Source organism: Methylobacterium oryzae (assembly GCF_036441375.1).
Taxonomy (GTDB): domain Bacteria; phylum Pseudomonadota; class Alphaproteobacteria; order Rhizobiales; family Beijerinckiaceae; genus Methylobacterium; species Methylobacterium oryzae_A.
In genome coordinates, this window is record NZ_MLCA01000010.1 from 1 (window position 1) to 14,774 (window position 14,774).

The 14,774-nt window shown below is 71.4% G+C and carries 17 protein-coding genes; 15 read left to right on the forward strand and 2 right to left on the reverse strand.

Annotation, left to right across the window (positions count from 1 at the left end; translation table 11 throughout):
• The 15 genes from MOTC310_RS18250 to dprA form a co-directional block, all read left to right on the forward strand.
• A partial coding sequence (locus tag MOTC310_RS18250; RefSeq protein WP_331302826.1) for an AprI/Inh family metalloprotease inhibitor occupies window positions 1-372 on the forward strand: 372 nt, incomplete at its 5' end.
• Window positions 373-460: 88 nt separating this feature from the next.
• Entirely contained in the window at window positions 461-2,326 is a 1,866-nt protein-coding gene (locus MOTC310_RS18255) for an ABC transporter ATP-binding protein (RefSeq protein WP_331302827.1), read from the forward strand.
• 182 nt (window positions 2,327-2,508) lie between these two features.
• Window positions 2,509-3,093 carry a ubiquinol-cytochrome c reductase iron-sulfur subunit gene (gene petA / locus MOTC310_RS18260; protein ID WP_331302828.1) on the forward strand — a complete coding sequence of 195 codons (585 nt, stop codon included), beginning with the start codon at window positions 2,509-2,511 and terminating at the stop codon, window positions 3,091-3,093.
• Window positions 3,094-3,106: 13 nt separating this feature from the next.
• On the forward strand, window positions 3,107-4,393 hold the full coding sequence (locus MOTC310_RS18265) for a cytochrome b (RefSeq protein WP_331302829.1): 1,287 nt from the start codon (window positions 3,107-3,109) through the stop codon (window positions 4,391-4,393).
• Between the two features lie 18 nt (window positions 4,394-4,411).
• Complete coding sequence (locus tag MOTC310_RS18270) at window positions 4,412-5,323, forward strand: cytochrome c1 (protein WP_331302830.1); 912 nt, start codon at window positions 4,412-4,414, stop codon at window positions 5,321-5,323.
• Window positions 5,324-5,622: 299 nt separating this feature from the next.
• Window positions 5,623-6,498: an S-methyl-5'-thioadenosine phosphorylase gene (locus MOTC310_RS18275; protein ID WP_331302831.1), complete on the forward strand. Its 876-nt coding sequence runs from the start codon at window positions 5,623-5,625 to the stop codon at window positions 6,496-6,498.
• 84 nt (window positions 6,499-6,582) lie between these two features.
• Complete coding sequence (hisB, locus tag MOTC310_RS18280; RefSeq protein ID WP_331302832.1) at window positions 6,583-7,170, forward strand: imidazoleglycerol-phosphate dehydratase HisB; 588 nt, start codon at window positions 6,583-6,585, stop codon at window positions 7,168-7,170.
• A 73-nt stretch (window positions 7,171-7,243) separates the two neighbouring features.
• Window positions 7,244-7,723 (forward strand): DUF2628 domain-containing protein, encoded by a 480-nt coding sequence (locus MOTC310_RS18285; RefSeq protein WP_419539154.1) that lies wholly within the window; start codon window positions 7,244-7,246, stop codon window positions 7,721-7,723.
• Between the two features lie 19 nt (window positions 7,724-7,742).
• Entirely contained in the window at window positions 7,743-8,402 is a 660-nt protein-coding gene (hisH, locus tag MOTC310_RS18290) for an imidazole glycerol phosphate synthase subunit HisH (RefSeq protein WP_331302833.1), read from the forward strand.
• A 37-nt stretch (window positions 8,403-8,439) separates the two neighbouring features.
• On the forward strand, window positions 8,440-9,183 hold the full coding sequence (gene hisA / locus MOTC310_RS18295) for a 1-(5-phosphoribosyl)-5-[(5-phosphoribosylamino)methylideneamino]imidazole-4-carboxamide isomerase (RefSeq protein ID WP_331302834.1): 744 nt from the start codon (window positions 8,440-8,442) through the stop codon (window positions 9,181-9,183).
• Window positions 9,184-9,223: 40 nt separating this feature from the next.
• Window positions 9,224-9,703: a DUF29 domain-containing protein gene (locus tag MOTC310_RS18300; RefSeq protein ID WP_331302835.1), complete on the forward strand. Its 480-nt coding sequence runs from the start codon at window positions 9,224-9,226 to the stop codon at window positions 9,701-9,703.
• Window positions 9,704-9,713: 10 nt separating this feature from the next.
• Window positions 9,714-10,517 carry an imidazole glycerol phosphate synthase subunit HisF gene (hisF, locus tag MOTC310_RS18305; protein WP_331302836.1) on the forward strand — a complete coding sequence of 268 codons (804 nt, stop codon included), beginning with the start codon at window positions 9,714-9,716 and terminating at the stop codon, window positions 10,515-10,517.
• Complete coding sequence (locus tag MOTC310_RS18310) at window positions 10,514-11,818, forward strand: dihydroorotase (RefSeq protein WP_331302837.1); 1,305 nt, start codon at window positions 10,514-10,516, stop codon at window positions 11,816-11,818. Before hisF ends, MOTC310_RS18310 begins: the two co-directional genes overlap by 4 nt.
• Window positions 11,815-12,420, forward strand: a complete 606-nt coding sequence (gene plsY, locus MOTC310_RS18315) for a glycerol-3-phosphate 1-O-acyltransferase PlsY (RefSeq protein WP_331290266.1) — start codon at window positions 11,815-11,817, stop codon at window positions 12,418-12,420. Before MOTC310_RS18310 ends, plsY begins: the two co-directional genes overlap by 4 nt.
• Window positions 12,421-12,466: 46 nt before the next feature.
• Window positions 12,467-13,678: a DNA-processing protein DprA gene (gene dprA, locus MOTC310_RS18320; protein WP_331302838.1), complete on the forward strand. Its 1,212-nt coding sequence runs from the start codon at window positions 12,467-12,469 to the stop codon at window positions 13,676-13,678.
• Here dprA and ruvX read toward each other — a convergent pair.
• Both ruvX and MOTC310_RS18330 read right to left on the reverse strand, forming a co-directional pair.
• Window positions 13,668-14,174, reverse strand: a complete 507-nt coding sequence (gene ruvX / locus MOTC310_RS18325; protein ID WP_331302839.1) for a Holliday junction resolvase RuvX — start codon at window positions 14,172-14,174, stop codon at window positions 13,668-13,670. The genes dprA and ruvX overlap by 11 nt on opposite strands.
• Window positions 14,171-14,740 carry an SMI1/KNR4 family protein gene (locus MOTC310_RS18330; protein ID WP_331302840.1) on the reverse strand — a complete coding sequence of 190 codons (570 nt, stop codon included), beginning with the start codon at window positions 14,738-14,740 and terminating at the stop codon, window positions 14,171-14,173. Before MOTC310_RS18330 ends, ruvX begins: the two co-directional genes overlap by 4 nt.
• Between the last annotated feature and the right edge of the window lie 34 nt (window positions 14,741-14,774).

A 14,774-nucleotide genomic window follows, 5' to 3' on the forward strand; every position in this document is an offset into this window, starting at 1 on the left:
GGCGCCCAGGCGGCCGTGCCGCCCGCCGGTGGTCCGACGGTGATCGCCGAGCCGGTCGCCCCGCCGGCGCCGCCGCCGCCGGTCGCCACGGGCGGCCGCTCCTCGGTGGTCGGAAGCTGGGATGCCCGGGACGCCACCGGGGCGAACTGCAAGGTCACGCTCTCGAGCACGCCGGCCCTCGACCTCTACCGGGCGACGGCCTCGGGCTGCGCCAACAAGGATCTGGCCCGGGTCTCGGCTTGGGATTTCCGCGACGGCGAGGTCTACCTCTACCAGCCGGGCGGCTCGGTGGCGGCGCGGCTGCGCCAGGGCGGTGGCGGCCTGGAAGGCGCGCTGACCAAGTCCGGGGCCGCACTCGCACTGAACCGCTGAGGTCGCGCGGCGCGACCACGCCGCACGGTTGGCACCCGGCGGGAGGCGCTTACATGAGGGGCTCCCGCCGCGTCACGCCCTCCCAGATATGTTCCTTGATTGGCTTGAGCGCCGCGTCGATCCCTTCGCGCCCTTCGACGAAGCGCGGATGCCGCCGCGGTCAGTTCTCGGTTTCGCCTGGTTCTACCTGCAGCCGATCCGCGCCCCCCTGGCGGCGCTGTTCGTCATCGCGGTGATCGCCGGCACGGTCGAGGCCTCGCTCTACCTCGTCATGCGCTGGTTCATCGACCTGCTCGGCTCGGCCGACCGGGCGACGGTGCTGTCGGACCACGCGGTCGAGCTCGGCCTCGTGATCCTCCTCGTCGCCGTAGTGCGGCCGCTGTCGATCTGGGCCCACGAGGTGCTGTCCAACCAGCTCGTCGTGCCGCAATCCACCAGCCAGATCCGCTGGCGGGCGCATCTCTACACCCTCGGGCACGCGCTCTCGTACTTCCAGGGCGACTTCTCGGGTCGTCTCGCCAACCGCGTCGTCCAGGTGGGTCCGGCGGTGCGGGAACTCGCCGTCGTCTTCATCGACACGCTGCTCTACGTGGCGATCTACGCGATCACCGCGGTCGGGCTGTTCAGCGCGATCTCGCCGTGGCTCGCCGTCCCGGTGCTGCTGTGGATCGCCGCCTACGCGGCCCTGACGGCGTGGTTCGTGCCCCGAGCCCGTTCGCGCTCGCACAAGACCGCCGACACCCGCTCGACGCTCATCGGCCGCATCGTCGACAGCTACACCAACATCCTGACGGTGAAGCTCTTCGCCCGCGACCGCGAGGAGCGGGCCGCGGTGCAGGACGCCGTGGAGGTCCATACGGCCGCCTACCTCCACCAGTTTCGGCTGGTGACCCTGACCACCAGCCTCCTCGGCCTGCTCAACAGCGCGCTCCTGATCGCCACCGGCGCCGCCTGCCTGGTGCTCTGGCGCGGCGGCGGCATGACGACGGGTGAGGCCTCGGCGGGCCTTGCCCTCGTGCTGCGCCTCATCGCCATGTCGGGCTGGGTCATGCAGACCGTGCGCGGCGTCTTCGAGAATGTCGGCGTGGTCCAGGAGAGCATGCAGACGATGGCGCGGCCCCACGCCCTGGTCGACGCGCCGGACGCGAAGACCCTGGTGGTCACCGGCGGCGAGATCCGCTTCGAGGAGGTCGGGTTCCACTACGGCCGCGGCGACGCCACCGTGATCGAGGATTTCTCCCTGACGATCCGGCCGGGCGAGAAGGTCGGGCTGGTCGGCGTCAGCGGAGCGGGCAAGTCGACCCTGGCGGGCCTGCTCCTGCGCCTCTACGACGTCGAGAGCGGGCGCATCCTGGTGGACGGCCAGGACATCGCGACGGTGACCCAGCAATCCTTGCGCGAGGCCATCGCGATGGTCAGCCAGGACACCTCGCTGCTGCACCGCTCCATCCGCGACAACATCGCCTACGGCCGCCCCGGCGCCACACAGGCCGAGATCGAGCGCGCCGCCCGGCTCGCGCATGCCGACGCGTTCATCGCCGATCTCGTCGACCACAAGGGGCGGCGCGGCTACGACGCCCAGGTGGGCGAGCGGGGCGTCAAGCTGTCCGGCGGGCAGCGCCAGCGCATCGCCATCGCCCGCGTCATGCTGAAGGACGCCCCGATCCTGATTCTCGACGAGGCGACCTCGGCCCTCGACAGCCAGGTCGAGGCGGCGATCCAGGAATCGCTCGACACGCTGATGGCCGGGAAGACCGTGCTGGCGATCGCGCACCGCCTGTCGACCATCGCGGCCCTCGACCGGCTGGTCGTGATCGATCGTGGCCGGATCATCGAGGTGGGGACGCATGCCGAGCTGGTCGCCGCCGGCGGCGTCTATGCCGGCCTGTGGTCGCGCCAGTCCGGCGGATTTCTGGACGACGGGACGGCCCGGTACGACAGCGCCGTCGCCTGATCGGCAACCTGGCGTGGTAGCTGGCAACATACCGCTACGATCCGCCCCCGACCTTATTGCCGCGCCGCACACAGCGGCTTGACTCGGGGGCGGCAGACGGTCTCATTGCTCAGATTAGAACCATAATGCTTTGTTCCCGGACTGAGCCGGGACGAGGGCACCTGCGGCCCTGACGCCGACGCATGGAGTTCCGAACCTTGGCGAACACATCAGCCGCCGCTCCCGCGGCCTCTGGTCATGAGGGAAGCCGCCGTGACTTCCTGTTCCTGGCGACGGGCGCCGGGCTCGCGGTCGGGGCCGCGGCCGCGGTCTGGCCGCTGATCTCCTCCATGGCGCCGGACGCCGACACGATCGCGGCGGGCGCGCCGATCGAGGTCGACCTGACGCCGATCCAGGACGGCCAGATCGTCAACGTCTTCTGGCGCGGCAAGCTGATCTTCGTGCGCAAGCTGACCGCCAAGGAAGTGACCGACATGAAGGCGGTCCCGCTCTCGGCGATGATCGACCCGGCCGCCTTCACGACGCGGGTCAAGAACGGCCACGACCAGTGGCTCGTCGTCTACGGCAACTGCACGCATCTCGGCTGCGTGCCGATCGGCCACCAGGGCAATTTCGAGGGCTGGGCCTGCCCGTGCCACGGCTCGCAATTCGACGCGGTGGGCCGCGTGCGCCACGGGCCGGCGCCCATCAACCTGCCCATCCCGCCCTACGCCTTCGAGACGGATTCCAAGATCCGGATCGGCGAGGGCGGCAAGGAAGCGGCCTGAGGAGGACGGAAGCATGAGCGGAACGGCCAGCACCTACGTCCCCAAGAGCCGCGTGGCCAAATGGTTCGAGGCGCGCCTGCCCATCGTTGGGCTGGTGCACTCCTCGTTCGTGGCCTTCCCGGTCCCGCGGAACCTCAACTATTTCTGGACCTTCGGGGCGATCCTGATCGCTTTCCTGGGCATCCAGATCGTCACCGGCGTCTGGCTGGCGATGCACTACGAGCCCTCGGCGACGGGTGCCTTCACCTCCGTCGAGAAGATCATGCGCGACGTGAATTACGGCTGGCTGCTGCGCTACGCGCACGCCAACGGCGCGTCGATGTTCTTCGTCGCCGTGTACCTGCACATGTTCCGCAACCTCTATTACGGGTCCTACAAGGCCCCGCGCGAGGTGCTCTACATCCTCGGTGTCGTGATCTACCTGCTGATGATGGCGACCGCCTTCCTCGGCTACACGCTGCCCTGGGGTCAGATGAGCTTCTGGGGCGCCACCGTCATCACCAACATCCTGGCGGCGATCCCGGTGGTCGGCGACACGATCCAGACCCTGCTCTGGGGCGGCTACTCGGTCGGCAACCCGACGGTGAATCGCTTCTTCTCGCTGCACTACCTGCTGCCGTGGATGATCGCCGGCGTCGTCGTGCTGCACGTCTGGGCGCTGCACGTCACCGGCCAGAACAACCCCGTCGGCATCCCGATCAAGTCGGGCAAGGACGCGGTGCCGTTCACCCCCTACGCGACGATCAAGGATGTGTTCGCGGTCTGCGTGTTCATGATCCTGTTCTCCTGGTTCCTGTTCTACCAGCCGAACTATCTCGGCCACGCCGACAACTACATCCAGGCGAACCCGGCGGTGACGCCCGCCCACATCGTGCCGGAATGGTACTTCCTCCCGTTCTACGCGATCCTGCGCGCGGTCCCGAGCAAGCTCGGCGGCGTCATCCTGATGTTCTCTGCGGTGATCATCCTGGCCTTCGCGCCGTGGCTCGACACGTCGCGGATCCGCTCGTGCAACTACCGGCCGCTGTACCGGCAGTTCTTCTGGGTCTTCGTCGGCGCCACGCTGCTGCTCGGCTGGCTCGGCTCGCAGCCCCCGGAGGGCGGCTACGTGCTCGCCGCGCAGGTCTGCACCGCCTACTACTTCGCGCACTTCCTGATCGTCATGCCGCTCTGCGGCCTGTTCGAGACGCCGAAGAAGCTGCCGGGCTCGATCCTCGAGAGCGTGACCGGGCCGGGCAAGCAGGTGAGCGGATCCGGCATGCCGGCCGGCGCCGCCGCCGCTCCGACCACCAAAGGCTGACGGGCTGACGACAGGACCATGATGATGACCCGCGTCCTCTCGACGACCGCCGCGGCCGCCCTGGCGGCCCTGCTGATCGGCGCCGTGCCGGTCTCCGCCCAGGAAGGGCATGGCGGGCCGATCCCGGCCCGCGTGAACTGGAGCTTCGCCGGCGTGTTCGGCCGCTTCGACACCGCGCAGCTGCAGCGCGGCTTCCAGGTCTACAAGGAGGTCTGCTCAGCCTGCCACTCGATGAAGCTGGTCTCGTTCCGCAACCTCGCGCAGGAGGGCGGTCCGGACTTCTCGGCCGCTCAGGTGAAGGCCCTCGCGGCGACCTACCAGGTGAAGGACGGGCCGAACGATTCCGGCGACATGTTCGAGCGGCCCGGCCGTCCGGCCGACACCTTCCCGCCGCCTTTCCCGAACGATCAGGCGGCGGCCGCGGCCAACGGCGGCAAGGCCCCGCCGGACTTCTCGGTCATCGCCAAGGCGCGCACCTTCTCCCGGGGCTCGCTGTACTTCCTGACCGACTGGCTGCCGTTCGTCGGCTACTCGGAGCAGGGGCCGGACTACATCCACGCCCTGCTGAACGGCTACGAGGAGGCGCCTGAGGATTTCGCGGTGCCGGAGGGCGGCCACTACAACAAGTACTATCCCGGCCACATCATCGCGATGCCGCCGCCGATCACCGACGGGCAGGTCTCCTACCCGAAGAACGATCAGGGCCAGCCGGTCGTCCCCGAGACAATCGATCAGTACGGCAAGGACGTCTCGGCCTTCCTGATGTGGGCGGCCGAGCCGCACATGATGGACCGCAAGGCCCTGGGCTTCCGGGTGATCCTGTTCCTGATCATCCTCTCGGGCCTGCTCTACTACGTGAAGAAGAAGGTCTGGGCCGATGTCGGCGGCGAGGTCCACGGCCTCCAGCCGGAGCTGCACAAGACCTACTGAGGCGGGCCGGATCGGTTCGCTGTTCGGATGGGCCTCCCTCGGGAGGTCCATCTTTTTTTTGGTCGGCTCTCCATGCTACCGCTCGGCCGCCGCGACGGTCCTCCTTCCGACACCGCCCGTCCCCTGCACCACCTCATCCTGAGGTGACCGCGTCAGCGGGCCCCGAAGGAGGGTTCCAGGGATCAAAGCGGCTTCCGGAGGTCTCCTTCGAGGCCTCCACATGGCTCCGGCACCTCAGTATGAGGTGTCGGGTGGGACAGGCCGCGCTGCCGAGGCGTCGCGCGTTGAGGGATTCCGGCATGAGCGCAGCGGTACTGGGTGTCATGGGTGGCTCCGGCGTCTACGACCTGCCAGGGCTCGAGGACGTGCGCGAGGAGCGCGTGGCCTCCCCCTGGGGCGAGCCCTCGGACGCCCTGCGCATCGGCCGGATCGGCGACACCAAGATCGTGTTCCTGGCCCGCCACGGCCGCGGGCACCGGCTCTCCCCGTCGGGCATCAACTACCGCGCCAACATCGACGCCCTGAAGCGGGCCGGGGTCACCGACCTCGTCGCGCTCTCGGCCTGCGGCTCGTTCCGCGAGGATCTGCCCCCGGGCCTCTTCGTGCTCGTCGACCAGCTCGTCGACCGCACGCTCGGGCGCGCCTCCTCGTTCTTCGGCGACGGCTGCGTCGCCCACGTCTCCCTCGCCCACCCCGTGGGCCCCGGACTACAGGCGCGGATCGCCGTCGCCGCGAAGGCCGAGGACATCGCGGTCCATCGCGGCGGCACTTATGTCTGCATGGAGGGGCCGCAATTCTCGTCGCTCGCCGAATCCCGCGCCTACAAGGCCCAGGGCTTCGACGTGATCGGCATGACCAACATGCCGGAGGCCAAGCTGGCCCGGGAGGCGGAGATCACCTACGCGACGATCGCGATGGTGACCGACTACGATTGCTGGCACCCCGGTCACGACGCCGTCGACGTCGCCTCGGTGATCGCGGTCGCCCGGGCCAACGCCGAGAAGGCGGCGCGGCTCGTCGCACGTCTGGCCCGCGACTTCCCGGCCGTGCGCGAGCCGTGCCCGGCGGGCTCGCACCGCGCGCTCGACGGCGCGATCATGACGGCGCCCGCCGTCCGGGATCCGGCGCTGCTCGCCAAGCTCGACGCGGTGGCGGGGCGGGTGCTCAACGGGTAATCCGCCGCCCTTTCCATTCCGCGACGAGTCCCTCTAGAAGGCGCGGGCGGCCGCGGCCGCCCCCGACGCGAAGTCCAGACCGAAATGCGCAGCGCCTCCATCAGCCGAAAGACCGCGGAGACCGATATCGCGGTCACCGTCAATCTCGACGGGACCGGGCGATCCACGATCGCCACCGGCATCGGTTTCCTCGACCACATGCTGGACCTGCTGGCGCGGCACGCCCTGTTCGACCTAGACGTGAAGGTCGACGGCGACCTGCATATCGACCAGCACCACTCGGCCGAGGATTGCGGCATCGCCCTGGGCCAGGCCTTCGCGAAAGCGCTCGGCGACAAGCGCGGGGTCACACGCTACGCCGACATCCACCTGCCGATGGACGAGGCGCTGACCCGAGTCTGCGTCGACATCTCGGGCCGGCCCTTCCTGGTGTTCCGCACCGTCTTCCGGGTGGAGAAGATCGGGACCTTCGACACCGAGCTGGTGCGCGAGTGGTTCCAGGCCTTCGCGATGAACGCCGGACTGACCCTCCACGTCGAGACCCTCTACGGCGACAACGCCCACCACATCGCGGAGAGCTGCTACAAGGGGCTGGCGCGCGCCTTGCGGAAGGCCGTGGCGATCGATCCGCGGGAAGAGGGGCGCGTTCCCTCCACCAAGGGCTCCCTGTAGACCTGTTGTCGTCGGGCGCCCGGATCGGCCACGCGGCCGTCGCGGCGCACGCTGTCGGAGTTTCGCGATGCGGATGCGCAGCTACACGCTCCACCTGCCAGACGACGCACGGCCGGGCGAGTCGGTCGGGCTCGACCGGGCGCTGCTGGTGCGGGACGGCTTCTCGTGGCCGGCCTTCGCCTTCACGGTGCTGTGGTTCCTGTTTCACCGCCTCTGGCTCGCCGCCCTGCTCGTGCTCGTCGGCCTCGTGGCTCTGGCCGCGGCCGGCATCGCCCTCGGGCTGCCGGCCGGCGCCGGGCTGATCGTCACCCTGCTGGCCGCCTGGCTGATCGGCCTCGAAGCGTCGAGCCTGCGCCGCTGGACCCTGGCGCGGCGCGGCTGGCCGGCGCGCGACGCGGTGGTCGCCGCGACGCCCGAGGAGGCCGAGGCCCGGGCGCTGAACCGCTGGATCGAGGCTGTCCCGAGCGCCCCCCGGGCCCCGTTCCCGAGCGGCCCCAGCCGGCGGGCCGAGCCGGTGATCGGGCTGTTCCCCGCCCAGGAAGGCGCTCGGTGAGTTCCCGGGCGAGACGCGCATGAGCACCGAGACCGTCGCGATCATCGATTACGGGTCGGGCAACCTCCATTCCGCCGCCAAGGCCTTCGAGCGCGCCGCCCGCGAGGGCGGTTCCGACGCGCGGATCTGCCTGACCTCGGACCCGAAGGTGGTGGCCGCCGCCGACCGGGTCGTGCTGCCCGGCGTCGGCGCCTTCGCTGATTGCCGCCGCGGGCTCGATGCCGTCCCCGGCATGGTCGAGGCGATGACGCAGGTCGCCCACGGGGCCGGGCGCCCGTTCCTCGGGATCTGCGTGGGGATGCAACTCCTGGCCAGCCGCGGCCTCGAATACACGACTACGCCGGGGCTCGGCTGGATCCCCGGCGATGTCGGTCCGATCCGGCCGTCGGACCCGACCCTCAAGGTCCCCCACATGGGCTGGAACACCCTGCGGACCGAGCGCGACCACCCGCTGCTCGCCGGCATCCCCACCGGCGAGGACGGGCTGCACGCCTACTTCGTGCACAGCTACGCGCTGAACGCGGAGCGCCCGGACGATGTCGTGGCGCGCGCCGAGTACGGCGGCCCGGTCACCGCCCTCGTCGCCCGCGGCAACGTCGCCGGCACGCAGTTCCACCCCGAGAAGAGCCAGCGGCTGGGCCTCGCGCTCATCGCCAACTTCCTGAACTGGCGCCCGTGAGCGCCGTTCGGCCCAGGCAAGAAGGACGGAAGCGCCCGTGATCCTGTACCCGGCGATCGACCTGAAAGAGGGGCGGTGCGTCCGCCTGATCCAGGGGGACATGGCGCAGGCCAAGGTCTTCGGCGACGATCCGGCCGCCCAGGCCGCGATCTTCGAGGCGCAGGGCTTCCCCTGGCTGCACGTGGTCGATCTCGACGGCGCCTTCGCGGGCGCGCCGCGGAACGCGGAGGCCGTCGACGCCATCCTCGCGCGGGTGACGATCCCGGTCCAGCTCGGCGGCGGCATCCGCGAGATGAAGACCCTGGAGGGCTGGCTGAGCAAGGGCGTCGCCCGGGCGATCATCGGCACCGCGGCGGTGCGCGACCCCGGCTTCGTCCGGGAGGCCGCCCGCAAGTATCCCCGCAAGATCGCCGTCGGGATCGACGCCAAGGACGGCCGCGTCGCCGTCGAGGGCTGGGCCCAGACCTCCAGCATGACCGCGGAAGAGCTGGGGCGCCGGTTCGAGGACGCGGGCGTCGCGGCGATCATCTACACCGACATCGCCCGGGACGGGATCCTGAAGGGCCTCAACGTCGAGATGACCCTGGCGCTCGCCCAGGCCGTGCGCATCCCGGTGATCGCGTCGGGCGGCCTCGCCTCGATCGACGACGTCCACCGCCTGCTGCAGCCGGACTGCGCCCTGATCGCCGGCGCGATCACGGGCCGGGCGCTCTACGACGGCCGCATCGATCCGGAGGCGGCCCTGGCCGCGATCGGTGCGGCGCGCGGCCCGGCTTCGTGATAGACCAGCTGCCGTTGAGGCACCGAGGCGGGAGGCTTCGATGACGGCGTTGAAGACCCGGCCGGCCCCGGCCGGAACGGCCTACGCGGACGATTTCTACACCTGGACCCAGGAGCAGAGCGCGCGCCTGCGGTCGGGCGACCTCTCGGGCCTGGATCGCGAGAACCTCGCGGAGGAGATCGAGAGCTTGGGGAAGAGCCAGTACGACAGTCTCGTCAGTCTCTGGCGGGTCGTCATGCTTCACATGCTGAAGTTCGACTATCAGCCGGAGCGTCGGAGCCGCAGCTGGACTGTCTCGATTCGCACCCATCGCAACCGGGCGGCGGACGTGCTTGAGGACAATCCTGGACTTCAGAGCAAGTTGGCGCAGGCTCTGGCGCGCGCCTACCGTGACGCACGGGAAGAGGCGTCGGCGGAGACAGGACTTCCGCTGAAGATCTTCCCGAAGGAATGTCCGTACACGCGCGAGGAGCTGCTGACGCGGCCCTTCTCAGCGGACCCTGAAGACACGTCAGACTGAAGAGTCGAACTTGCTCAAGACCCGCATCATCCCCTGCCTCGACGTGAAGGACGGGCGCGTCGTGAAGGGCGTGCGCTTCGAGGGCCTGCGCGACGCCGGCGATCCCGTCGAGGCCGCCAAGGTCTACGACGCGGCCGGCGCCGACGAGCTGTGCTTCCTCGACATCACCGCGAGCCGCGAGGCCCGCGGCACCCTGCTCGACATCGTCAGCCGGACCGCCGAGGCCTGCTTCATGCCGCTCACCGTCGGCGGCGGCGTCCGCACCGTCGAGGACGTGCGCGCGCTGCTGCTCGCCGGCGCCGACAAGGTCGCGATCAACACCGCGGCCGTGAAGGATCCCGACCTCGTGGCCCGGGCCGCCGAGAAGTTCGGCGCGCAGTGCATCGTGGTGGCGATCGACGCCAAGCGCGTCTCGTCCCCCGGCGCGCCGGGCGCCTGGGAGATCTTCACCCACGGCGGCCGCGACCCGACCGGGATCGACGCCGTGGCCTTCGCGCGGCTGGTGGCCGGGAAGGGCGCGGGCGAGCTGCTCGTCACGTCCATGGACAAGGACGGGACACGCTCCGGCTACGACCTCGCCCTGACGCGGGCGATCAGCGACGCCGTCACGGTACCGGTGATCGCCTCGGGCGGCGTCGGCGGCCTGGACGACCTCGTGGCCGGCGTGGCCGAGGGCGGCGCCAGCGCCGTGCTGGCCGCCTCGATCTTCCATTTCGGGCAGGCGAGCGTCGCCGAGGCGAAGGCGCACATGGCGGCGGCCGGCCTCGCCATGCGCCTAGACGGCCCGGCCTCTTCCGCGAGGACGCCCCTGTGAGCAGCTACCTTCTGGCCAACGCCAACCTCCTCGACCCCGCGACTGGCCGCGAGACGGCCGGCGCGGTGCTGGTGCGGGACGGCCGCATCGCCGACATCGCCGCCGGCGCGGCGCCGGGCGCCCCGGCCGACGCGAAGCGCGTCGACTGCGCCGGCCGCGTCCTGACCCCCGGGCTGATCGACATGCGCGCCTTCGTGGGCGAGCCGGGGGCCGAGCACCGCGAGACCCTGGCCTCGGCGAGCGCCGCGGCGGCCGCGGGCGGCGTCACGACGCTCGTCTGCATGCCCGACACCAACCCGGTGATCGACGAGCCGGCCATCGTCGATTTCGTGCTCCGGCGTGCCCGCGACACGGCGAGCGTCAACGTCCTGCCGGCGGCCGCCATCACCAAGGGGCTGGCCGGCCGGGAGATGACCGAGTTCGGCCTGCTCAAGGAGGCCGGCGCGGTTGCCTTCACGGACGGCCTCCGGTCGGTGGCGAACGCCCAGGTTCTGCGCCGCGCCCTGACCTACGCCCGGGATTTCGACGCGCTGATCGTGCAGCACGTGGAGGAATCCGCCCTCGTCGCCGAGGGCGTGATGAACGAGGGCGAGCTCGCCTCGCGTCTCGGGCTGATGGGCATCCCGCGCGAGGCCGAGACCGTGATGCTGGAGCGCGACATCCGCCTCGTGCGGCTGACCGGCGCCCGCTACCACGCGGCGATGATCTCCTGCGCCGATTCGGTCGAGATCGTCCGCCGGGCCAAGCAGGACGGATTGCCGGTGACCTGCGGCGTCTCGGTGAACAACCTCGTCCTCAACGAGAACGACATCGGCCATTACCGCACCTTCTGCCGGCTCTCGCCGCCGTTGCGCCACGAGATCGATCGCCAAGCCGTGGTGCAGGCGCTCGGCGAGGGCGTGATCGACGTGGTCGTGTCCGACCACAACCCGCAGGACGTGGAGACCAAGCGCCTGCCCTTCGCCGAGGCGGCCGACGGGGCGCTCGGCATCGAGACGCTCCTCGGCGCCGCCATGCGCCTCGTCCACACCGGCGACCTCGCGCTGCCCAGGCTCGTCGCCGCGCTCACCCTGAACCCGGCGCGGATCCTCGGCCGCGAGGCCGGACGGCTGGCGGTCGGCGCCCCCGCCGACCTCGTGCTGATCGATCCCGATCTGCCCTACGTCCTCGACAAGCGCCGGCTGAAGTCGCGCTCGAAGAACTCCCCCTTCGACGAGGCGCGCCTCCAGGGCGCGGCGGTGCTGACGCTGGTCGGCGGCCGGATCGTCCACGCGGTCGACGACCTCGCGGCCGCCGCATGACGCCGCCGGATCTCGCGACCCCGGCCGCGCTAGCGGCGCTCGCCCTGGGCTACGCGCTGGGCTCGATCCCGTTCGGGCTGATCCTGACGAAATTCGCCGGCCTCGGCGACGTGCGGGCGATCGGCTCCGGCAATATCGGCGCCACCAACGTGCTGCGGACCGGCCGCAAGGGCCTCGCCGCGGCGACCCTGCTCGGCGACGCCCTCAAGGGGACGGCGGCCGTCCTCGTCGCCCGCCAGCTGGGCGAGGGCCCGGCGCTCGCCGCGGGGCTCGGCGCCTTCCTCGGACACCTCTTCCCGGTCTGGCTCGGCTTCAAGGGCGGCAAGGGCGTCGCGACCTTCATCGGCGTGCTCCTCGCCTTCAGCCCGCCCGCGCTCGGCGTGTTCGCGGCGATCTGGCTCGGGCTCGCCTTCGCGCTCAAGTACTCGTCGCTGGCGGCGCTCGCCGCCTCGGCCGCCACGCCGCTGGTCCTGTGGGCGCTCGGCGCCCCGGCGCAGGCGTTGCTGTTCCTGCTCCTCGGCCTGCTGCTATGGTGGAAGCACGCGCCCAACATCCGCCGACTCGCGTCCGGCACCGAGGGGCGCATCGGCCAGAAGGGCTGAGCGCCGGCGCGCCGCGCCGACCTTCGGGCAGGGGTGGGGGTGTTGGATGCAGCTCACCGAGGCCCAGCGGCTCGACTGGCTGCGCCTGATCCGGACCGAGGGCGTCGGACCGCGCACCTTCCGGCGGCTCGTGAACCGGTTCGGCGGCGCGGCCGCCGCCCTCGAGGCCCTGCCTGACCTGACCGGCCGCCAGGGGCGGCGGGTGGTGCCGCCCGCTCGCGGTGAGGCCGAGGCCGAGCTGGCGGCCCTGACTCGTCTCGGCGGCCGGCTGGTCGCCACCGGCGAGGCGGAGTACCCCCGGCTCCTCACGCAGGCCGACGCGGCGCCGCCGCTCCTGGCGGTGCGCGGCGCCCCGATCCTCAACCGCCCCGCCGCCGCCCTCGTCGGCTCGCGGAACGCCTCGTCGGCGAGGCTCGCCTTTACCGAGCGGCTCGCCTGCGGCCTCGGCGAGGCCGGCCTGACGGTGGTCTCCGGCCTCGCCCGGGGGATCGACGCCCGGGCCCACAGGGCCAGCCTGCGCACCGGCACGGTCGCCGTCATGGCCGGCGGCCAGGATCGGATCTACCCGGCGAGCCACGCCGCCCTGGTCGAGGCGATCCTGGCGGAGGGCGGCGCCGTCCTCGCCGAGATGCCCATGGGCTGGGAGCCCCGCGGCCGCGACTTCCCCCGGCGCAACAGGATCATCTCCGGCCTGTCCTACGGGACCGTCGTGGTCGAGGCCGCCCGCCGCTCCGGCTCGCTGATCACGGCGCGCTACGCCCTGGAGCAGAACCGGGAGGTCTTCGCGGTTCCCGGCTCGCCGCTCGACCCGCGCGCCGAGGGCACCAACGACCTGATCCGCCAGGGCGCCACCCTCGTCGCCGAGGTGTCCCACGTGCTGGAGGTGCTGGGCCCGATCATCGAGCGCGGCCCCGACGCGGAGGCGGCACCGGCGCGCGGGCGGCCGGACCTCGCCGAGCAGCCGGATTTCTGGGACGAGATCGCGCTCGACGCGGACGGCGCGGCGCTCGACCCGGTCCCGCAGTGGCGCACCTGCGCGGCTGCCGAGCGCCCGGCCGGCGACGACGCGCCGCCCGAGCCGCAGGACGACCGGGCGCGGATCGTGGCCCTGCTCGGACCGAGCCCCGTAGGCACCGACGAGCTGGCGCGGAGTGCCGGAGTCGGCGCGCGGATCGTGCAGAGCGTGCTGCTGGAACTCGAACTCGACGGGCGGATCGAGCGTCACGGCAGCGGCAGCGTCTCGCTGGTCAGTCGTTGAGGGACTCGTCCTCGGGATCGGCGTCCGCGTCGGCGAGGTTGCGCATGACGTCGAGGCAGCCCTGGAGAATGTAGGCGGCGGCGAGCTTGTCGACGAGCTCGCCGCGCCGCGCCCGCGAGGCATCGGCCTCGATCAGTGCGCGGGTGACCACGGCGGTCGAGAGGCGCTCGTCGAAGAAGACGTGGGGGAGGGGGAGGATCGGCGCGAGGTTGCGCATGAAGGCGCGGGTCGACTGCACCCGCGGCCCCTCGCTGCCGTCCATGTTGAGCGGCAGCCCGACGACGAGGCCGCCGACCGCGTGCTGCCGGCACAGGGCGGCGAGCCGCTGCGCGTCGGGGGTGAACTTCACCCGGCGGATCGTCTCCAGCGGCGTCGCGATCTGGCGGCCGAGATCCGACAGGGCGAGCCCGATCGTCTTGGTGCCGAGATCGATGCCGATCAGTCGGGCGCCGCCGCGGGACTCGGCCGCGAAGGCGCGGATCGCGTCGAAATTCATGACTCCGCCCGCGCGGTGCGCGCCAGAATGGCCTCGGTGACGCCCTCGAATCGGGCGGGGAGGGGCTCCGCGCCCGGTCCCAGGACCAGGGCGGCGGACGGCGCCGTGACCCGGGTGAAGAAGTCGTCGAGGCTCTCGCCGCCGAACCGCACCGTCTCGAGATCGGGCGCGAGCAGCCAGACATCGTACTCCCCGTCGGTGCCGGAGACGTCCCAGAACAGGAAGCTGCCGTCCTCGCCGGTGCCGAAGAAGCACGCGCGCTCGACGACGCTCGCGTCGCCGTCCTCGACGTCGAAGCGGTGCGGCTCCGCGCCCGCCTCCAGCATGGCGACCGCGGCGCCGACGCTGTGCGCGATGAGACCCGCCTGGGTCACCAGATCGCAGGCCTCGTACGGCGCCGGCACAGCGATGCGGAACTGTCCCCCCGCCAGGCCGACGCCGCAGGTCCGGCAGAAGGCGCGATAGGAATCCGGAAGGGCGAAGCCCAGCGCCTCGGCCGCGCGGTCGAGGGCGGTCGCCTCCGGCACAAATCCCGGCTCGAGATCCGCGAAAACCTGCTCCCACATCGCTCCCGCTCCACCGTCCACAGACTTCAGCTCC